Genomic DNA, 18088 nt, shown 5'->3' on the forward strand with positions numbered 1-18088 from the left:
GACTTTGGGCGGCAAGCTCAGGTCACCCCCCAAGCGAACAAGGAGGGTCGGTCGCCGCAAGGCGACCTACCCAAGATAGCCGTGACCTCCAAAGCGCCCCCCCCCAGGCGAAACCTCGAACCTCTTTGCGCCAGCGCCGCCGATCTCTACGCCCCCGTGGCGCGCGAGCAGATCGGCCGCGTCCTCGAATCCTGGCTGGCCGCCAACCAGGCCACCCCTTTCGAACTGCTGCATCGGCCCGACCTGATCCGCAAACTGGAGGCCTCCAGCCGCGATCTGCAGCACGCCTTCCAGAAGGTCGCCGTGCCCCTGGCCCTGGCGCGAGGCGCCAGCGTCCATGAGGTGATGCGCGGCCTGCACACCGTGGCCGACCAGGCGATCGCCCGCATCCTGCGCGACGAGAAGCAGGGCCTGCTGACCACGGTCGACCTCCGCAGCTTCGCCGGGGCCAGCGCCGCGGCCGAAGCCGATTTCGGCTATCGCCTGGCAGCCGGGGTCGCCGCCTACATGGCCGCCGCCGAGTCCTGGGAGGGCAAGGTGGAGCGCCTGCTCGACCTGGTGGTCGCCGCGCCGGCCGACGGCCCGGCCCGAACCCTCGCCCTGAGGGTCCTGGAGCCGGCGCTGGAGGATATCTGCGGTTCGGAGCTCGGCCTCGCCCAGCTGATCGGGACCGAGCTGGAGCTGGGATGCTTCCTGCTCGCCCTGGTGCGCCTGGCTCACGGCGGGACCATCGACGCCATCATCGCAGTCCATCCCACGCTTCAGAAGCTGGTCGCGCCCTTGCCCGCGCCTGGCGCCCGGCTGGCGCGCCACTTCGAAAACGGCGACTTCAGCGACCTGCGGCTGATGATCAGTCGGCGGGTCCTGGCCGACCTGGACACCCCCCGGCGTCTGCATCCGGGAAGCGCCATGGGCGAGATCGCCGCCGTGCGTGGCCTCGCCGTGGCCATGACCGCGGCCAGCGGCCCCCTCCTGCCCGCCGAGGACGTCGCAGAGGCGATCCTGCGCCGCTCCGAGCGCCTGGTGGAGCCGAACTTCGTCAACACCCTGCTGCTTGAACAGAACGGCTTGGCGCCGGGCCTGGACGCTCTGATGACGGTGCTGGAGAGCGTAACCGGGGACGCCAACCGCCGCCGCGCCCTCCGCTTCGTCGAGGCCGCCATCCTGGCTCCCCAGTTCAAACAGGATCTGTTGAACGCGGCGGGCGGCGCGATCGGCGCCCTTCAGGTGCTCGCGCGGACCTATCGTCGGCTGACGCGCGCCGGCAGGGGCGTCGTGGGTGTGCAGGACCTGCTGGACGGCATCGGCCAGACGGGCGGCGCCATCGACCTCGAGGGTGGGGTGGTCGCCGACCTGGCCGGCGGCATGACCGCCAAACCAAAGAAGCTCGCCGTGCTCCAGGCCATGGCGAGCGGCGAGACCGCCCCGCCCGGTCCGGCGGCGCGGCATGCCGCCGACGCCCTGCAGAAGCTGGGTGTCAGCGCAGGCTAGACCGCGGCGCGAAGGGCCGCGTCGACCCGGTCTTCCTTCAGCTTCTCGGCCACCAGGAAAGCCAGCTCCAAGGCTTGTTCGCCGTTCAGACGCGGGTCGCAGTGGGTGTGGTAACGGTCGGCCAGGTCGCCCTCGCTGAGCGCCCGCGCGCCGCCCAGGCATTCCGTGACGTTCTGGCCGGTCATCTCCAGGTGCACGCCGCCCGGATGGACGCCCTGGGCCTTGGCGATCTCCACGAAGCTCTTCACCTCCGACAGGATGCGGTCGAAGGGGCGCGTCTTGTAACCGTTGGTGGCGGTCAGGGTATTGCCGTGCATCGGGTCGATGGCCCAGACGACGCTGCGACCGGAGCGCTTGGTGGCCTCCATCAGCCGTGGCAGGCGGGCCTCGATCTTGTCGGAGCCGAAGCGGCCATAAAGGGTCAGCCGGCCGGCCTCGTTCTTCGGGTTGAGCACGTCGATCAGGCGCAGCAGCTCGTCGGGCTCGACGGTCGGACCGACCTTCACGCCGATCGGGTTCTTGATGCCCCGGAAGTACTCGACGTGGGCGCCGTCCAGCTGGCGGGTGCGCTCGCCGATCCACAACAGATGGGCCGAGGTGTCGTACCATTCGCCCGAGGTGCTATCGACCCGGGTCATGGCCTCCTCGAAGCCCAGCAACAGGGCCTCGTGGGCGGTGAAGAACTCTACGCGATGCAGGTCCGGCTGGCTCTCGGGCGTGACCCCGATGGCGGCCATGAAGGTCAGGGCCTCGCTGATCTTCTCCGACAGTTCGTGGTAGCGCGCGCCCTGCGGGCTGTCGTTGACGAAGCCCAGGGTCCAGCGGTGGATATTGTACAGGTCGGCATAGCCGCCACCGGCGAAGGCCCGCAGCAGGTTGAGCGTCGAGGCCGATTGCGAATAGGCCTGGAGCAGGCGCTGGGGATCGGGGACGCGGGAGGCGGCGTCGAAATCCATGCCGTTGATGATGTCGCCGCGATAGGAGGGAAGCTCGACGCCGCCGATGGTCTCCACCGGGGAGGAGCGCGGCTTGGCGAACTGGCCGGCCATGCGCCCCACCTTCACCACCGGCTTGCCACCGGCGAAGGTCAACACCACCGCCATCTGCAGGATCAGGCGGAAGGTGTCGCGAATGTTGTCGGCGTGGAATTCCTTGAAGCTTTCGGCGCAGTCGCCGCCCTGCAGCAGGAAGGCCCGGCCCTCGGCCACATCGCCCAGCAGGGTCTTCAGACGGCGGGCTTCACCGGCGAACACCAGGGGCGGCATGCCGCGCAGGGTCTGCTCCACACCGGCCAGGGCGGCGGCGTCCGGATAGTCGGTGGGCAGGTGCTTGGCGGGCTTGGCTCTCCAGGAGGCCGGCGTCCAATGTTCGGTCATCTTAAACAACTCCGTCCCCGCCTGGGCTTGCGGGCCGGCGTTCTTACTCCGAGAACACCGCCGCCGTCGATGGCCGGGGAGCCACATTGGCCGCGCCTTTCGTCAGGCCGGGCTGTCGCTGCAGAGCCGCGCAGGACAGGGCCGCCAGGGCGCCGAGCGCCAGCCACCACTCCTGCCAGACCCCGAAGGAGAAGGCGCTGAAGGTCAGATAGGCCATTCCGGTGGCCGCCGAGATGGCCAGGGCGGGGTCGCGGACCTTGCGGCTCATGCCCGCCAGCAGGGCGGCCCAGAAGACGGCGGCGGCCATGGCGCCGATCAGCCCCAGCTCCAGCCAGACCTGCAGGGCGGCGTCGTGCGGGTGCAGCTTGATCCCGGGATTGAACATGCGGCTGGCGTCGAGCCCCCAGCCCCGGAGCGGATGGTCGGTGATCCAGTCGGCGGCGTGACGCCAGTAGCCCATGCGTTGGGCCCAGGAGACGGGCACGTCCTTCTCCAGAACCGCATACCAACCGGACCGCCGCGCGAGCCAGATGAGAGCAGGAGCGGTCAGGAAGAAGGCGGCGCCGAGGGCGCCCAGGCTCCGCGGCGCCCACTTCGGCCAAACGGCGACCGCCAGGCCCGCCAGCACACAGGCGGTCAGGGCGATGAGGGGGGCGTCATACCCCAGTGTCACGGACGGGACGACAAGGCCAAGGGCCATCAGCGCGATCAGCCAGGGCGCGCGGGCGACCCGCACCGCGGCCAGGGCGGCGGCCGGCGCCAGCATGGCCAGGACGAACAGGCCCTGGGCGGCGTTCTTCACCCCCAGATCCGGGCGGATCGGGTCGTTGATGGCCTCGCGCACGGCGCGATAGAGCCCCGCGCCGGTCAGGCCCTCGATCAGCATCACCACCCCCAGCAGGGCCGTGCCCCAGGCCAGAACGCGCAGGGCGATGGCGCGCGACGGCGGCGACGCGGCCCGGGCCGCGCAGATGGCGGCGAAGAACACCACGGTCTCGGCGATCAGCTTGGCGGCGGTCGACTCCTCAAGCCCCTTGGCGGTGAAAGGACTCCAGGCCGAGGACCCCGCCGCCCACAGGACCAGGGTCACCACGGCGATCCCGACCGGCCGGTCTTCCTCCTCGACGCGCAGGGCGGGCAAGGTGAGGAGGCCCATCAGGGTCAGCAAGGGCGCGAAGGCCAGAGGCGCCAGCCAGCCCACGATCGGCGTCAGGACCATGCCGCCTGCCACCACCCAGCCACACCAGGCGGCGAGCTTGGGTCCTGGCTGGGCGGTCGCGGTCACGCAGCGCTCAGGCCGGCCGGCACGTACTTGTCGCGCATGGTGACAAGCTCTTCGGCGAGCGTCGGGTGGACGGCGCAGGTGGAGTCCCATTGCGCCTTGGTCACGCCCATCTTCAGGGCGATGGCGGCCATCTGGATGATCTCCGGCGCGTCGGGCCCCACCACGTGGCAGCCGACGATCCTCTGGCTCTCCTGCGCCACCACCAGCTTGATCAGGCAGCGATCGTCACCGCCGTAGAAGGTGGTTTTCATCGGCCGGAAGCGGGACAGGTAGATATCGACCTTGCCGTGCTCGTGCCGCGCCTCGGCTTCGGACTGGCCCACCGAGCCCACCGGCGGCTGCGAGAACACCGCCGAGGCCACCATGTCGTGATCGAAGCTGGTGGGGTTGTTGTAGAACTCGGTCTGGGAGAAGGCCGCCCCCTCGCGGATCGCCACCGGGGTCAGGTTGATGCGGTCGGTGACGTCGCCGACGGCCCAGATGTTGTCGACGTTGGTCTTGGAGAACTTGTCCACCATCACCGCGCCGCTCTCGGCAAGCTTCACCCCGACAGCCTCCAGGCCCAGGCCCTTGGTGTGCGGCATGCGGCCGGTGGCGAACATCACCTGGTCGGAGACAACATCGGTTCCGCTGGACATGTGACTGATGAGGCCAGCGTCGGTCTTCTCGATGCTGGTGTGCTCACAGCCCAGGATGATCTTGATACCGCGCTTCTTCAGCTCATCGGTGAGGTGGGAGCGCACATCGTCGTCGAAGCCGCGCAGAATGTTGGCGCCGCGATAGACCAGGGTGGTGTCGACCCCCAGCCCGGCGAAGATGCCCGCGAACTCCACGGCGATATAGCCGCCGCCGACGATCATGATCGACTTGGGCAGCGCCGGCAGGTGAAAGGCCTCTTCCGAGGTGATGGCGTGCTCGACGCCCGGCAGATCCTCCGGGCTCCAGGGCCGACCGCCGGTGGCCACCAGGATCTTGCCGGCGGTCACCACGCCCTTGCCGACGATCTCGACGGTGTGGGCGTCCTTCAGGGTGGCGCGGGCGTGGACGATCTCGGCGCCGGCGTTGCTGAGGTTGGTGACGTAGATGCCCGAGAGGCGGGCGATCTCGCGATCCTTGGCCTCGAGGAACTTCGTCCAGTCGAAGGTGGACTGACTGGCCGACCACCCGTAGCCCTCGGCCACCTTGGCGTAGCTGGCGAACTCGGAGGCGTAGACCATGAACTTCTTGGGCACGCAGCCGCGAATGACGCAGGTGCCGCCGACGCGGTGTTCCTCGGCCACCGCCACCTTGGCGCCGGACATGGCCGCCAGCCGCGCGGCGCGCACGCCGCCCGAGCCCGCGCCGATGACGAAGAGATCGTAGTCGTAGGTCGCCAAGAGAAAACTCCTTCGAAGCGTGGCCGCAAGAAATGGCGATCGGATCGCCAGGCGGGAACACCTCAGTTCAAATAAACTACGGCTCCACGGAGACGACGCCGTCGGCGGTTCCCACCAGGGCGAGATCCGCCAGGTCCAGGAACAGGCCGTGGTCCACCACCCCGGTGACGCTCTTCAGCGCCGCCGCCAGCAGGGCCGGCTCCTCGATGCGACCGCAGGCCGCGTCATAGATCACATTGCCGCCGTCGGTGCGGACCGGCTGGCCGTCCTTCATCCGCAGGCGCGGCGCAACGCCGAGGTCGCATTCGGTCAGCGCATCGCAGATGCGCAGCATGGTCGTCTCATGCCCAAAGGCCACCACCTCGATGGGCAGGGGGAACTTGCCCAACAGCGGCACCCGCTTGGCGGCGTCGGCGATGACCACGCAGCGCTTGGACGCCTCCCAGACCAGCTTCTCCCGCAGCAGGGCCGCCCCGCCGCCCTTGATCAGGGACAGAGCCGGGCCGATCTCGTCCGCCCCGTCGACGGTGAGGTCGATGGACCGGGCCTCCCCCAGCTCCTTGAGGCGGATCCCCAGGCTGGCGGCCAGTTCCGCGGTGGCGACCGATGTGGAGACCGCCACGATGTCCAGCTTGCGGGCGGCCAGGGCCTTCACGAACCAGGCGGCGGTGGAGCCTGTGCCCAGGCCCACGGTCATGCCGGCTTCGACAAGGGCCGCGGCGGCCTCGCCGGCGGCGCGTTTCTGATCGTCTGCGCTCATGGCTCTGACATAGGCGAAGCTCGCCCTCCCCGCGACGCTATTTCTTCGCCTTCTGGGCGATCTTCATGGCCCGGAAGCGAGCGGCCCAGCCGTCCTTGTTCTGCTGCGGCGCCCGCGACAGGGCGAGCGCGTCGGCCGGCACATCAGCCGTGACCACCGAGCCCGAACCGGTCATGGCCCCGGCTCCCACCCTCACGGGCGCCACGAGCGCGCTGTTAGAGCCGATGAAGGCGTTTTCGCCGATGTGGGTGTCGTATTTGTCGAAGCCGTCATAGTTGCAGAAGATGGTGCCCGCCCCGATGTTGGCGCGCGCGCCCACCGTGCCGTCGCCTAGATAGGACAGGTGGTTGGCCTTGGCGCCGGCGCCGACCTTGACCTTCTTCACCTCGACGAAGTTTCCGATGTGGGCTTCCTCGCCGATGTCGGCGCCGGGGCGCAGGCGGGCATAGGGTCCGATCAGGGCGCCGGCGCCGACCTTTGCGCCCTCCAGGTGGCTGAAGGCGCGGATCACCGCCCCGGTCTCCACCGAGACGCCCGGCGCGAAGACCACGAACTGTTCCACCTGCACGCCGGGGGCCAGCTGGGTGTCCCAGCTGAAGTGGACCGTCTCTGGCGCGGCCATGGCCACGCCCTGCGCCAGGAAGTGCGCCCGCGCCCGGCCCTGGAAGATCGCCTCGGCCTGAGAGAGTTGCATGGGGGTGTCGGCGCCCATCACCGCGTTCTCGGGGGCGAAGTTGACCCGCACCTTCTTCTCCTCGGCCGTGGCCAGGCCGACGATGGAGGTGATGTAGTACTCCTGCTTGGCGTTGTTGTTGTCCACGCGGGCCAGCCAGCCGAACAGGGCGGCGCGGTCGGCGCAGTACATGCCGGCGTTGCAGGCCTTGACCGCCAACTCCTCGGCGGTGGCGTCCTTGGGCTCGACCACCCGAATGACGTGGCCGTCGGCCCCCAGGATCAGGCGGCCGTACAGCAGCCCGTCCACCGGCTTAAAGCCCATGATGGCCAGGTCCGTCCCCGCCGCCCGCAAGGCGAACAGCGGGTCGAGGTCGGCGGCCTGCAGCAGCGGGCAGTCGCCATTGGTCACCAGGACGTCGCCGTTGAAGTCGGCCAGGGCGTCCTTGGCGGCCAGAACCGCGTGGGCGGTGCCCAGAGGCGGGTCCTGGACGGCGACAGCCCCCTCCCCCAGCCGCCTGACCACCAGGGCGCGGACGCCGGGGCTGTGGTCGCCCACCACCACCACGATCCTTTCACAGCCGGCCAGCTCGACGGTGTCGATCACCCGGTCTAGCAGGGTGCGGCCGCCCACCTTGTGCAGCAGCTTGGGCACCGGCGACTTCATCCGGGTGCCTTGGCCGGCGGCGAGGATTACGGCGGCGCGTGCGGTCATGGGCTGGGTCCTGGAATCGGCGAAGACGTTGCAATCTCGCGGCGTTTAGCCGAAACGGCGAGCGCTTTCGATGGAGCCAGCGCCGTGCCCGACCTTACCCCCCTCTCCGGCGCCACCATCGCCTTCGATCTGGACGGGACCCTGGTGGATTCCGCCCACGACCTGATCGGCGCCCTGAATGTCCTGCTGGAGCAGGAGGGCATCGCCCCCCTGCCCCTCGCCGAGGCGCGCCCCTTCATCGGCCACGGGGCGAAATGGCTGCTGGAGCGAGGCTTCACCGCCCAGGGCCATCCGATACCGGGCGACCGGATGCCCGCACTGTTCGAGCGCTTCATCGCCCACTACAGCGAGCACAGCGCCGACCTGACCCGGCCCTTCCCTGGCGTCGTGGACTGCCTGGCGGAACTGAAGGCCGCCGGGGCGAAACTGTCGGTCTGCACCAACAAGCTTACCAGCCTGTCCGTGCCGATCCTGGAGCGCCTGGACCTCGCCCGGTTCTTCGACTCGGTGATCGGCGGCGATCTGCCGCCTGCGCCCAAGCCCGACGCCCGCCACCTGGCCATGGCGGTGGCCGCCGCCGGGGGCCGGATTGACCGGGCGGTGATGGTCGGCGACGCCGCCACCGACGCCGGCGCGGCCCGCGCGGCGGGGGTGCCGCTGGTGCTGGTGAGCTTCGGCTACACCGAGGTCCCGGTGGCCGAACTGGGGGCCGACATCCTCATCGACCACTACGATCAGTTGACGGAAGCGTGTCTGCGGCTTCTCACCGCTTGCCCGGCGTGAAGCGGCGAGCTATAGGCGCATCCCTTCCGGAGGATGCGTAGCTCAGCGGGAGAGCACCTCGTTCACACCGAGGGGGTCACAGGTTCAATCCCTGTCGCATCCACCGGAAATCATTCAACTATCTCCAGATCCACCGCCTAACTTGCCTGAATACTTGCCGGATTGACCTAGAATCAACCGTGCCGCCTCCAGCCAGTCCACCCCCTCCGATGGCGCCCTATAGCCAAGCACGGCTGGCTCGTGCGGCCATAAACCCTTGTTCTCTAACGGATAGGGGAGGAAGGGGCTTTTCGGATACGAGCTGAGAGCCAGATACACGAAACCCGCCGCTATGGTGGGCGGCGGGCTCGGCGTTTAGGGTGAGGCCCTTAGACCTCACCACCCGAACGGTTCACCTTCCGGTGTCGGGCGACGGTTCGCTAGACCGGCGAAACTTGTGCGGGATGTTGTCATTCTCGCTGGGGGTGCCCGCATCTCCCCAGATCATCCGAGGCGCTACCCCAGAGTGCGAGACAACCTACCCCACCCTCCCCCCACCCGCAAGGATTGATGGCGGGGGACCAGACACGATAAAGGCCCCGCTACAATGTGCGGGGCCTATCAAAATCGTTCCAATGTGGGATGCGCGCCTGCGCTGCGATCTACATGGCGATCTCCGGTTTCGGGTCACTCATTCGGTCAAAGCCGTCAACGTTTGCCCGAGAATCCTGCGCCTGAAACAGCGGTACGCAAGCACAAAAACGGCCCCCCGGATCACTCCGAGGGGCCATTGAGCGGAACCCGTAGGCTCAACGCTATGTCGGGGGGCAATTTGCAAAAAATGCAAAGTGCTCGGCTAGCCAGGATCGGGCGGCTTGGCGGCATGACTGGCGCACCATCGCTGGCCCTGGACCAGCCGCAGAGCGTTCCCCCGGCTCCACGGCAGATAGTCCCCGAACCACCACTCAGACACCCCAGGCGGAAGCGACGCCAAGTCCACCCCTTCGGGCGCCAACGGTTCGTCAGCGATCTTGCTTTGCAGGCTCGCCGGGCACGTCAGAGGCACGGAAGGCCCCGGGGGCTTGAAGCGACCGGAGATCGTCTCGCACCCCGGCAGGCTCACCAGGGCAACGAGGGCGAGAGGCCAGACCAGCTTTGAACGCATCTCGGGCAGCTCCACGGTAGAAGGTTGCGGTTTCGGTGGCGTCTGAGGCCTCCAGGGCGGCTTTGTCGGTCGCCGCCTTGTCTCGGTCGCGGATGGCGTCAGCGGCGGTCCTGAGGGCGCTGGCGGCCTTGTCGAGGGCGTCGCGCTGGTCGCCGATCTTTCCGGCCTGGTGCTTGATGAAGGCGCCGGCCAGGGCGAGGGATGCGACAAGGGCCGCGATCAGGATTTCGCGCCAGAAGGTCACAGCTTCAACCCCTTCCACAGCAGCACCAGCGCGGCAGGCGGCAGGACCAGGCCCGCCATGAAGGCGAACGGCGGGATGAAGTAGGCGAGAAAGACAGCGGCCATCAGATCACCTCCGTCTCAGCCTGCATCCGGTGGCCGGGTATCTGGATGATCCGCTGTTCCCATCCGGCCTTGGTCGGTGCGGGCTGGGGGTCTGAAGGGGGAGCGGCGCAGGCGGCGAGGATGAGGAGGATCAGGGCGGGTTTCATGCCGCGAGCCCCACGGTGTACTTGCCACCCTTCATGGTCAGAACCTGACCGCGCATCCGGGGGCCGTAGGAGACGTGGACCCACCCCGCGCTCGGGTCGTTGGCCTTCACGGCTTCGGCGATGAGCTGGTCAAACTTCAGGTTGGCCGCGATCCATCGGGCGAGCGCCAGATTTGAGACGCCGGGGATTTCGATGTCGGCGGCCTCCCCCTTGGCGTGCTGGCTGGTGGGCTTGGAGCCGACCGCCCGATTGACCGCTGGTCCCCGATAGCCGCTGTTGACCTGAACGGGCTTTCCGAAGTGTGCTCGTATCGGCTCTAGGACGTTGACGCAGAGCGCGGTCAGGCTGGCGATGGCCTGGGACGGGGCGACGTTGGGGAGGCCGGTCCCGGTGACGGTCATCTCGGACAGCGAGAAGTGCGGAGAGAGTTGGGTCATTGCGGGGCTCCGGCTTTGGCGATTTCGACATCAGCCGCGTGCTTCCCGGCCTTGACGTTTTCCCACGCGCGTCCGGCGTACAGCACCCCCAGCCCGCCATAGACGGCCCCGATGAAGATGGCGGCCTCGCCGAACGTCGTGACGCGGAAGGCGATCACCACGACAGCGACCGCAGCCGCAGCAGACGATGAGATGATGGCGAAGGGCCGGGCGAGGTCCGCCACGACGCCCTTGAACTGGTCGATGGTCATGCGGCCTCCAGCATTTCGGGTCGCGTGGTGTTGCGAGACACCTCGCCATAGAGATCGTGATAGGTGACCATCATGCAGCCGCGCCGGCTGACGAGGCCCATCCCCGAGGCGTAGTCGTCGGACGGCGCAAGGGTCGGATGCTGGGTGGCGATCAAGCCATCCGCCTCCTTCTCGTGGATATGGTGCTCATGCCCCCGGTGGCCGTAGGCGTAGGTTGTCGCGCCCCACATCTTGCGGAACATGTTGGCGAAGATGCCTGCGTAGCGCGTCAGCTTGGCCTTGTGGCCGTGGTGGACGCCGATCATCACCTGGCCGAATTGCAGGGCGTAGTAGGGGATTTTCGACTGCACGACGGTCAGGCGGGGTTCATCGGCGTAAATGCGGGCGAGCATCTTTCGCATCCACAGGCTGGACGCCTCGTCGTGGTTGCCCTCGGCCCAGATCAGGTAGACCTCGCTGTAGGTCTTGAGCGCGAGGTCGATGGTGAAGATTGCCACGTCGAGGACCGCATCCACCATGTCGTCAAAGTCGCCGTCCGAGTGCAGGACGTGGCGGCTCTTGGGGGTGACGGGCAGGAGGCCGTCGTAGTGGATGGCGTCGCCGCCGAAGCAGACCACCATCCGCTTGGCCTTGGGTGCGACCGACATGGCGTAGGCGGCGCTGGCCGTTATCACCCGCTTGGCGGTGGCGATGTCCCAGCGCGCGGTCGGATCTTCGGCGCTGATCTTCTCGCCGATGTGGAGGTCAAACAGGCCGAGGAAGTTCGTCAGGGGCGCGGATGGTAACTCAGGCGCGGCGATCGGCCCGAAGCGCGGGAAGTCCACGAGCCGTTCCTCGCAGCGCGCGATGAGGGCCTCGAGGTTCAGGGCCTCGGGAGACATGCGCTCCCAGGTCCGCGTGCCGTCTTCGTGGCGCCGCTCGACCGTGACCTTGCCCATGACGTAGCCGGGGGCGACGCCGGAGCTGAAGTGGCCGGGGGCGTAGCCCTTGCTTGCGGCCCTCGCCCGGAGGCGCGCTATAGCCCCATTGACGGCGTTGGGGACGACACCAAGGGCGATAGCCGCAGCACGGCCAGACCCATGCAGGTTGATCGCCTCGCAATACCGCTTCTCGGCATCCGTGGCGAAGTCGAGCAATCCGGGGTCGATGTGGTTTGCAGCCGTCATCCCTCGACCTCCCGAACGTCCAGGGTTGCGGGGATGGGCTTACGCTTCGACGTGCGGCGCTTGGGATAGGGCAGCAGGCCGTTGGAGGGGTCAGAGACCCAGATGCGGCGGGCCTCTTCGTAACGGGCCTGGAGGAGCTTGGAGACCGCCGGGAGATAGTTCATCTCGACCGGGGCCAGGGTCACGGCTGCGGAGTCCGGCGCCGGGTGGTGGGGGTTGGAACTGGCGGCTCAACGAAGTGCCGCTCGAAGAGGCTGGTCAGGTACTTGAGCTGCTCCTGCATGCGGATGAGGTTGTCGTTCATCTCGCTGTGCTTGGCCTCGCGAATGACCTGCGCGGCCTGGACGACGGCGATTTCGCGGCGCAGCTCCTCGTCGGCCTTGGCGGCGGTAGCCGCGTTGGCGAGGTCCGTCTTCTCGCCGGTGTTGACCCGCCCCTCCAGCCTCACAAGCCAGACGATAGCTGCGACGGCGGCAAGGCCGATGGTGATGTATTCGCTGCTCAGCATGTCGGGCGTCTCACTTCGCTCGGCTGTTGATGGGGGTTTTCATGGCTCAGCTTTCGTGATCCCTGACCGGCGCCTCGCGAGGTCGGTCTTGGGGCTCACTACCTGAAGGCCGCGCCCCTGCGGTGTTGACGCATCGCAGGGGCGGACTGTTGCCGAATTATGCAGGGTCGTGGGTGGGCCGGTCAGGCCTTGGGCTTGGCCCGCTGCCGGCGCTTCAGCTCAGCCTCGATGGCCGTGCGGATCAGAGAGACCCGGTCTTCACCGTCCACCAGGGCGGCGTCAGCAGCGGCCAGCATCTCCGCAGTGAGCGGGAGCGTGATCCGCTTCGGATAGATCGTCGGGCGCGCCATGCGCTCCCGTGTGTCGTATGTACGAGATTCGGTCAAACCGGGTCTCTGCTCTGCGTGGGCGATAGGGCCGCCCGCATGGCCGCCACAAAATCTGGCCACTCCTCTGCGCGCAGACCGTAGCCCATCCCGTCCATGTCGGCCTTGCGCTGCACGAAGGCCTCGAAACAGACGAGGGCCTCAGCATGGCGCTTGTGATCAGTCGAGACGCGAGGCTCCTCGATCACATCCTCACCCCGATGGGCGCGAACGGCTGGTCTTTGTTCGGCGCCGCTAGGTGCGAGTAGCCCTCGGCGACAGCCAGGGCGTTCGCGATCAGCCACGCGGCTTGGCGGGCGACGTCTGCCGGGAAGTCCGCCTCGAAACGCCCATCCACGATCAGGGAAACCCTGCCGTCGGCCTGCGGGTAGCCAGTGAGGCGGGGAATGACCCGGCCCTCAACCTGGACCTTGAAGGCGGTGTACGGGCCGATCAGGAGGTCTTCCGGCTCCTCAGGCGTGGGGAATTGGATCACTTCGCTCATGTGGCTCTCCATTTGCAGGTCAGCGCCATGCAGTCCTGCGGAATGGCGGCAGAACACCGGCAGTCGAAATTCTCTTCGATCCAGGCGTCGATCTCAGCCTTCGCGGCCTCAAGGCTCTCGGCGTGGCCACAGCGGTTGTCGTTGGCGTCGGGCGCGCCGTCGAAGTCGGCGTGCGCGAAATGCCAGTCGCTGACGCGCGTCGGGATCGGCGGCGGATCGAAGTGGATGTGCCAGTTGCGGTAGGTCTCAGTCACAGCCAGCTCCAATTCGTATGTACGATTGGAACCTAGAACGTACATACGCGATGGTCAATAACGTATATACGTATTATCCGGGGCCAGATTGGGCCGTTTATTCGGCGGGCCGGGCGGGGTTCTGCACTTGGCCGTCCACGATGAAGCCGTGCCAGCAGGTGTCGTTCATGCAGTTGATCGAAGGCGAGAGCGTGGGCGCATCTGCAGGACCGGTAACCCGCCAGACAGGCCCATCGGTGAAAGCAGGATCAACAGACACCTGACACTCGGGACGCTCAGTGAGGCGGCCAACCGCGAGCTGGGCGAGCACGTTCGGGTGCTGACACGGGAAGATACAGGCCCTGAAGGTTCCGTCGGCCTTCGGGCGGTCGAGATACGCCCGGTCTGTCACGTCTCGACGGGCTCGATGCCAAGGCGCTCGGCGACCTCACCGACCCAGAACACCACGTCGAACGGCAGCTTGCCGTGCGGATTGTTGAAGGCCCCACCTTCAGCCCGACAGTCATGCAGCTTGCGGGCGACCTCAGGGTTCAGCGCCAGGATGGAGTTGAGCAGGTCGCGGCGGGCTAAGTCCGCCACGCGGTCAGACGCCTCCAGAGCGGCGATGACCATTTCCCAGTCATGGTCTTCCAGGACGAGATCCTGATCATCGGGCCGGACGCCCAGGAGGCGATCCTTAATCAGCGTCGCCAAGGCTGCAGCGGCCATTTTCAGTTCCTCACTCTAGGCCCCAACTATACGCCCGAAACCCGGCGCCGTCTATTTACGCCTGGCCGCTACAATCGCGCCCCTGACCAGGAGCCACCGATGGGACGGCCACCCCTAATGATGAAGCGCACGCACATCAGCTTTACCAAGGAAAGCCTTGCCCGGCTTGACGCCCTGGTGGGCAAGAAGGGCCGGGCGGAGTTCGTTCGGATGGCCCTGGACCAGGCGCTGGACACCGCCGAGGCGACACAACGGATGGTCGTCAAAGGCGGGCGGAAGCCGGAGTAAACGGCCCAAGCATCCGAAGTAGGGGCGTGGGGAGGTCAGGAGCCTGAGCTACCGTCCCAGGTGCGGTAGCAGGACTTTTCCAGCGACACCCAGTTAGGCACGGCGTGGCCGCAAGGGCGAAGATGGCGTCAGTGATCTCGGCGGCCTTTCGGTCCCGGTTCCCATCGTGCCATCCGTCCAGAACACCCAGGGCCGCCGCCAAGACCGCCGCCCTATCAAGGCCAGGTGCGGTGACCGGGTCGGAATGGCCGGCGGCGAGCACCGCCTGGGCGATCCCCTTCGCCAGCAGGGTCATGCGGTCCAGGCTGTTGGTCGGACCGTCATAGGCCGGCGCGCGGCTGGTCATCGCACTGATCACAGCGGTGATCTCAGCTTCAGTCGGCTCGCGCATGGTGGGCTCTTTCTATGCAGGGGTGATGGGGGCTAGATCACCTTCAGGGCGTCGCGCATGACGACATTCCCTGCGGTGCCGGGGTGGACGTTATCCGGCAGCAAGGTCAGGTCGGCGAACATCGCCAGGCCATCGGTATAGGTGGGCGGAACCGACCAGCCGGATCGCGCCGTGACGGCGGTGGAGATGGCCGACCGGAACTGCGCCATGGTCTCGCCGTTGGTGTTGGCCCCCTCAGTGCTGCGCCGGATGGGTGAGATGCACTTGATCAGCATCGACGCGCTCTGGGCGTGGATCTCGTCAAGCAGCCCTTCGTAATAGGTCGTGAAGTTGGCGAGGGTGGGACCGCCCAGCACGGCCTGATCGTTCGAACCGATGGCCAGCCATATCTCGGTCGGGCTGAGCGCCAGCAGCAGGGCCGCGAAGGTGGTCCGCTTGCCCGAGGTGTTGCAGTCGTCGGTGAGCAACCGATAGCCGTGCGAGACCTGGGTCAGGCTGGCGTCGATACCGTCCAGGGCCGCGCCCCTACGGAGCATCGGACCATAGCCGAACTGCGCGGGGGAAGCGCCGATCCCCCCCGATGCGATGCTGTCGCCGTAAAGCACCACATGCCGGGCCAGCAGACTCGGCGTCGCAAAGCTGACCGGCTGGTCGGTGCGGATGCGGATGGGATACGAACCCGTGGGGGCCCCGCCGACCGCTGCGGCGCTCTGCTGGGGAACGTACAACTCAATGGTCTTGGCGTTCTTCGGAAGCAGTATCCTGGCGGTGTAAAGCGCGCCGGTCGCGGTCGGCGGGGCGAACCACAGGTCCCGCACAGTCGCGCCGATCTTGCAGCGCACAGCGGGCCGGACATTGCTGGTGGTGGTCGGCCAGTAATCGACCTCCATATATCGAACCGGAGACGCGTCTTCCGTGATCCGCCAATAGGCGCCGTTCCCGACGTTGTAGTAGTCATTGCCCCCACCAGGGCTCACCAGAACGGGCGTCTTGCCGTTCTCGAAAAGCTTGGTGGGGTCGAGGGTGTAGGCGTTGGAAGCAGCCATCAGAACAAACCCTCCGCCGTCACGCCGCGCCCAAGGCGAACGTTGAAGGTGTGCGCCGCCCAGGAGACATTGACGCATTCCGTGGGGGTCAGGCCGGAAGAGATGATCTCACCGCCCGAGGTGACGTTGGCGGCGACTAGCCGCCAATTCAGGTTGGGCCGCTGCGCCCCGGCGTTAACGGCGTTGTTGTTGCCGATCTGCGCCGCGTTGCGGAAAACGCCGCCAACCGACGCCGTGGTCTGCGACCCGGCCAACTGGCCCTTGGTCTTGCTGCCGTTCGGCAGGTTGCCGACGTCCGTCTGGCTGCGGCGGCCCGCATAGTCGAAGATCATGTATTCCGACGTGGCGCGGAGTAGAAGGCCGCTGGCGCTGCCGGTGTTGCCGATGGCGTAGGCGTTGAGCCCGGCCTGGTCGGCCAACGAATAGACGCCGATGTAGATATTGTTGGCCGTGGTGCGGGCGTTGTCGGCCTTCACCCCGAAATCCATGATCCCGCTGGCGGAATTGACCAGGCCGTTCAACTCATTCCAGGCCGCGAAGGTCCCGGTGGCGGTGTCGAGGCCCGTCCCCTCTACCGCGATCAAGGCCGTCCGCGCGGCGATGATGTCGCTGCCGCAGCGGGCGTTGAGGTAGAGGATCTTGTTCAGCACCCCGGCGAGGTCGAGGTCGATCAGATAGTCCAGCACCGCGTCATAGGTGTCGGTGGAGTAGGTCCCACCGTTCGCCGTGACGCGCGCCGCCCAGTCCATCGCGACGCCCAGCGGGGTCAAGACCACCCCCACACCCTTGGTGGGGCCGGACATGCCCATGCTCAGGTTGCTGAGCGACATGCCGGACATCAGGCGGTCTTGATCGCGATGGTTTCACCAACGGCGGATACGCCGAAATCGCGGGTCTGCCCGTCGAGGAGGAGCCAGCCCTCGCCTGCAGCAGCCGTTGGATCGGATCCGAACTTCGCCAGGATATTCCCGCCGGTCACGGTGACGGACCAGAACGCCGCGGTGTCAGTGGTCACGATCGTGGACTTCGCCGAGGTTCCGCTGGCCGTCATTTCATCGCTGGCGATGGGGACGCTGTCATGCACCGGGCGAGCTGGGCGGGCGATCTCGGTACGGGTGTCCCGGCCGGAGCGCGCAAGGGTGATGTGGACGGTGGCGGCCATGTGGGGCTCCTGAATTTGGGGGATGGTGCGCAGGGCTCGCGCCGCGGCGTGGCCGCGAAGGACGAGTGGTGGGCATCAGAAGTCGGGACTGGGCGTGAACGGGCGGGTTGTGCCGCGCTTTCGGGGCGGCCCGTATCGCCTATTCAGAAGCAGCCTGGCGTTCGTCCTGCTGCCTCTGGGCTTCGGCTTCGGCGGCTGCGATCTCGGCGCTGACATCCATCGCCGCAGCCACCCTGCCAACGATGACGGTGGACTGGATGGGAGCCAGGCGACCCATGACCAGGACCAGATCAGCGCCACTGGTCTCGACCACGTCATTCTCCGCGACCTTGCGGGCGAGCTCAAAGATGTCTCGGCGCTCCTGCCAGGAGAGGTTTTCATCGCCCCGCTTGGCCATGGTCAAGGCCTCGACGATGACGGCGCGATAGGTGATCGAACCGCCGGAGGCCGTCATGGGCGCGCCGGCAAGATCGAGAATGGGATCTGTCACGGTGAGGGTGGGCATGAGATTTCCTTGTGAATAGACGGCGGCCGGCGGCCGCGAGAGCTACGGGGGGCGCCAACGCCGCTCAGGGCGCCTCGAAGGCGATGATCAGGCTTCCGATAGAACTGAGGCTCCCAAGCCCTTCGCCGGGGCCGCCATTCCCACCTGGGAGCCCGAACAATCCGCTGGAGCCCCCGACGCCTGGCGTGGCGCCGGACCCCGCAGTTCCGTTGGTGTTGATATCCCCTCCAGTCGCCACCCCAGCCACGCCGCCACCTCCGCCACCTCCGCCGCCGCCAGCGGTTACAAGGGAGCCATCAACGAACGTCGCCGTGGTGGCCCCGCCGTTGCTGCCGCTGCTGGCTGTTGAGGCGACAACCAGGGCGACGCTTTCGCCAATACTCACGCGCCGAACCTTTTGCGCCTG

At 67.3% G+C, this 18088-nt stretch carries 24 protein-coding genes and 1 tRNA gene; 4 read left to right on the plus strand and 21 right to left on the minus strand.

Annotated features, from left to right (window positions below; translation table 11 throughout):
• The first annotated feature begins 81 nt into the window (after positions 1-81).
• A complete protein-coding gene (locus Q7J39_RS06745; RefSeq protein ID WP_304821804.1) occupies positions 82-1491 on the plus strand; it encodes a hypothetical protein in 1410 nt (469 codons plus the stop codon).
• Here the strand turns inward: Q7J39_RS06745 and Q7J39_RS06750 are convergent.
• The 5 genes from Q7J39_RS06750 to glmU form a co-directional block, all read right to left on the minus strand.
• Complete coding sequence (locus tag Q7J39_RS06750) at positions 1488-2867, minus strand: class II 3-deoxy-7-phosphoheptulonate synthase (protein WP_304821807.1); 1380 nt, start codon at positions 2865-2867, stop codon at positions 1488-1490. The genes Q7J39_RS06745 and Q7J39_RS06750 overlap by 4 nt on opposite strands.
• Before the next feature lie 43 nt (positions 2868-2910).
• Positions 2911-4152, minus strand: a complete 1242-nt coding sequence (locus tag Q7J39_RS06755) for an O-antigen ligase (protein WP_304821810.1) — start codon at positions 4150-4152, stop codon at positions 2911-2913.
• Complete coding sequence (gor, locus tag Q7J39_RS06760; protein ID WP_304821812.1) at positions 4149-5528, minus strand: glutathione-disulfide reductase; 1380 nt, start codon at positions 5526-5528, stop codon at positions 4149-4151. The genes Q7J39_RS06755 and gor overlap by 4 nt, the downstream gene beginning before the upstream one ends.
• A gap of 76 nt (positions 5529-5604) precedes the next feature.
• Positions 5605-6288 carry a ribose-5-phosphate isomerase RpiA gene (rpiA, locus tag Q7J39_RS06765; protein ID WP_304821815.1) on the minus strand — a complete coding sequence of 228 codons (684 nt, stop codon included), beginning with the start codon at positions 6286-6288 and terminating at the stop codon, positions 5605-5607.
• A gap of 37 nt (positions 6289-6325) precedes the next feature.
• Complete coding sequence (gene glmU / locus Q7J39_RS06770) at positions 6326-7675, minus strand: bifunctional UDP-N-acetylglucosamine diphosphorylase/glucosamine-1-phosphate N-acetyltransferase GlmU (RefSeq protein WP_304821818.1); 1350 nt, start codon at positions 7673-7675, stop codon at positions 6326-6328.
• An 84-nt stretch (positions 7676-7759) separates the two neighbouring features.
• Here glmU and gph point away from each other — a divergent pair, with 84 nt between their 5' ends.
• A complete protein-coding gene (gene gph / locus Q7J39_RS06775; protein ID WP_304821821.1) occupies positions 7760-8458 on the plus strand; it encodes a phosphoglycolate phosphatase in 699 nt (232 codons plus the stop codon).
• A 31-nt stretch (positions 8459-8489) separates the two neighbouring features.
• Positions 8490-8561 (plus strand) — tRNA-Val (locus tag Q7J39_RS06780).
• Between the two features lie 898 nt (positions 8562-9459).
• Here the strand turns inward: Q7J39_RS06780 and Q7J39_RS06785 are convergent.
• The 12 genes from Q7J39_RS06785 to Q7J39_RS06835 form a co-directional block, all read right to left on the minus strand.
• Complete coding sequence (locus Q7J39_RS06785) at positions 9460-9846, minus strand: hypothetical protein (protein ID WP_304821824.1); 387 nt, start codon at positions 9844-9846, stop codon at positions 9460-9462.
• A gap of 103 nt (positions 9847-9949) precedes the next feature.
• A complete protein-coding gene (locus Q7J39_RS06790; RefSeq protein WP_304821827.1) occupies positions 9950-10096 on the minus strand; it encodes a hypothetical protein in 147 nt (48 codons plus the stop codon).
• Entirely contained in the window at positions 10093-10533 is a 441-nt protein-coding gene (locus Q7J39_RS06795; protein ID WP_304821830.1) for a D-Ala-D-Ala carboxypeptidase family metallohydrolase, read from the minus strand. The genes Q7J39_RS06790 and Q7J39_RS06795 overlap by 4 nt, the downstream gene beginning before the upstream one ends.
• The gene (locus Q7J39_RS06800; protein WP_304821833.1) at positions 10530-10784 is read right to left on the minus strand and encodes a hypothetical protein; all 255 of its coding nucleotides are present in this window, start codon (positions 10782-10784) and stop codon (positions 10530-10532) included. Before Q7J39_RS06800 ends, Q7J39_RS06795 begins: the two co-directional genes overlap by 4 nt.
• Entirely contained in the window at positions 10781-11950 is a 1170-nt protein-coding gene (locus Q7J39_RS06805) for a hypothetical protein (protein ID WP_304821836.1), read from the minus strand. The genes Q7J39_RS06800 and Q7J39_RS06805 overlap by 4 nt, the downstream gene beginning before the upstream one ends.
• Positions 11947-12135: a hypothetical protein gene (locus tag Q7J39_RS06810; protein WP_304821839.1), complete on the minus strand. Its 189-nt coding sequence runs from the start codon at positions 12133-12135 to the stop codon at positions 11947-11949. Before Q7J39_RS06810 ends, Q7J39_RS06805 begins: the two co-directional genes overlap by 4 nt.
• Entirely contained in the window at positions 12132-12458 is a 327-nt protein-coding gene (locus Q7J39_RS06815) for a hypothetical protein (RefSeq protein ID WP_304821842.1), read from the minus strand. The genes Q7J39_RS06810 and Q7J39_RS06815 overlap by 4 nt, the downstream gene beginning before the upstream one ends.
• 182 nt (positions 12459-12640) lie before the next feature.
• Entirely contained in the window at positions 12641-12808 is a 168-nt protein-coding gene (locus Q7J39_RS06820; RefSeq protein ID WP_304821845.1) for a hypothetical protein, read from the minus strand.
• A 220-nt stretch (positions 12809-13028) separates the two neighbouring features.
• The gene (locus Q7J39_RS06825) at positions 13029-13328 is read right to left on the minus strand and encodes a hypothetical protein (protein WP_304821848.1); all 300 of its coding nucleotides are present in this window, start codon (positions 13326-13328) and stop codon (positions 13029-13031) included.
• Entirely contained in the window at positions 13325-13582 is a 258-nt protein-coding gene (locus tag Q7J39_RS06830) for a hypothetical protein (RefSeq protein WP_304821851.1), read from the minus strand. The genes Q7J39_RS06825 and Q7J39_RS06830 overlap by 4 nt, the downstream gene beginning before the upstream one ends.
• A gap of 97 nt (positions 13583-13679) precedes the next feature.
• Positions 13680-13973 (minus strand): DUF6527 family protein, encoded by a 294-nt coding sequence (locus tag Q7J39_RS20880; RefSeq protein ID WP_370690004.1) that lies wholly within the window; start codon positions 13971-13973, stop codon positions 13680-13682.
• Positions 13970-14290 carry a hypothetical protein gene (locus Q7J39_RS06835; RefSeq protein WP_304821854.1) on the minus strand — a complete coding sequence of 107 codons (321 nt, stop codon included), beginning with the start codon at positions 14288-14290 and terminating at the stop codon, positions 13970-13972. Before Q7J39_RS06835 ends, Q7J39_RS20880 begins: the two co-directional genes overlap by 4 nt.
• Before the next feature lie 99 nt (positions 14291-14389).
• Here Q7J39_RS06835 and Q7J39_RS06840 point away from each other — a divergent pair, with 99 nt between their 5' ends.
• Complete coding sequence (locus Q7J39_RS06840) at positions 14390-14578, plus strand: hypothetical protein (RefSeq protein WP_304821857.1); 189 nt, start codon at positions 14390-14392, stop codon at positions 14576-14578.
• 423 nt (positions 14579-15001) lie between these two features.
• Here the strand turns inward: Q7J39_RS06840 and Q7J39_RS06845 are convergent, their stop codons facing one another.
• The 4 genes from Q7J39_RS06845 to Q7J39_RS06860 form a co-directional block, all read right to left on the minus strand.
• Entirely contained in the window at positions 15002-16015 is a 1014-nt protein-coding gene (locus Q7J39_RS06845; RefSeq protein ID WP_304821860.1) for an SGNH/GDSL hydrolase family protein, read from the minus strand.
• Positions 16015-16845 carry a hypothetical protein gene (locus tag Q7J39_RS06850; protein ID WP_304821863.1) on the minus strand — a complete coding sequence of 277 codons (831 nt, stop codon included), beginning with the start codon at positions 16843-16845 and terminating at the stop codon, positions 16015-16017. The genes Q7J39_RS06845 and Q7J39_RS06850 overlap by 1 nt, the downstream gene beginning before the upstream one ends.
• Before the next feature lie 8 nt (positions 16846-16853).
• On the minus strand, positions 16854-17177 hold the full coding sequence (locus Q7J39_RS06855) for a hypothetical protein (RefSeq protein ID WP_304821866.1): 324 nt from the start codon (positions 17175-17177) through the stop codon (positions 16854-16856).
• A gap of 139 nt (positions 17178-17316) precedes the next feature.
• Positions 17317-17682: a hypothetical protein gene (locus Q7J39_RS06860; protein WP_304821869.1), complete on the minus strand. Its 366-nt coding sequence runs from the start codon at positions 17680-17682 to the stop codon at positions 17317-17319.
• Positions 17683-18088: the final 406 nt, after the last annotated feature.

The organism is Phenylobacterium sp., from assembly GCF_030651185.1.
Classification (GTDB): Bacteria; Pseudomonadota; Alphaproteobacteria; order Caulobacterales; family Caulobacteraceae; genus Phenylobacterium.

Coding starts and splice junctions, on each gene's coding strand:
- Q7J39_RS06805 (WP_304821836.1), bottom strand. CDS start 11,950: ATGACGGCTGCAAACCACATCGACCCCGGATTGCTCGACTTCGCCACG.
- Q7J39_RS06850 (WP_304821863.1), bottom strand. CDS start 16,845: ATGTCGCTCAGCAACCTGAGCATGGGCATGTCCGGCCCCACCAAGGGT.
- Q7J39_RS06750 (WP_304821807.1), bottom strand. CDS start 2,867: ATGACCGAACATTGGACGCCGGCCTCCTGGAGAGCCAAGCCCGCCAAG.
- Q7J39_RS06835 (WP_304821854.1), bottom strand. CDS start 14,290: ATGGCCGCTGCAGCCTTGGCGACGCTGATTAAGGATCGCCTCCTGGGC.
- glmU (WP_304821818.1), bottom strand. CDS start 7,675: ATGACCGCACGCGCCGCCGTAATCCTCGCCGCCGGCCAAGGCACCCGG.
- rpiA (WP_304821815.1), bottom strand. CDS start 6,288: ATGAGCGCAGACGATCAGAAACGCGCCGCCGGCGAGGCCGCCGCGGCC.
- Q7J39_RS06825 (WP_304821848.1), bottom strand. CDS start 13,328: ATGAGCGAAGTGATCCAATTCCCCACGCCTGAGGAGCCGGAAGACCTC.
- Q7J39_RS06790 (WP_304821827.1), bottom strand. CDS start 10,096: ATGAAACCCGCCCTGATCCTCCTCATCCTCGCCGCCTGCGCCGCTCCC.
- Q7J39_RS06840 (WP_304821857.1), top strand. CDS start 14,390: ATGGGACGGCCACCCCTAATGATGAAGCGCACGCACATCAGCTTTACC.
- Q7J39_RS06860 (WP_304821869.1), bottom strand. CDS start 17,682: ATGCCCACCCTCACCGTGACAGATCCCATTCTCGATCTTGCCGGCGCG.
- Q7J39_RS06855 (WP_304821866.1), bottom strand. CDS start 17,177: ATGGCCGCCACCGTCCACATCACCCTTGCGCGCTCCGGCCGGGACACC.
- Q7J39_RS06815 (WP_304821842.1), bottom strand. CDS start 12,458: ATGCTGAGCAGCGAATACATCACCATCGGCCTTGCCGCCGTCGCAGCT.
- Q7J39_RS06820 (WP_304821845.1), bottom strand. CDS start 12,808: ATGGCGCGCCCGACGATCTATCCGAAGCGGATCACGCTCCCGCTCACT.
- Q7J39_RS06795 (WP_304821830.1), bottom strand. CDS start 10,533: ATGACCCAACTCTCTCCGCACTTCTCGCTGTCCGAGATGACCGTCACC.
- Q7J39_RS06845 (WP_304821860.1), bottom strand. CDS start 16,015: ATGGCTGCTTCCAACGCCTACACCCTCGACCCCACCAAGCTTTTCGAG.
- Q7J39_RS06800 (WP_304821833.1), bottom strand. CDS start 10,784: ATGACCATCGACCAGTTCAAGGGCGTCGTGGCGGACCTCGCCCGGCCC.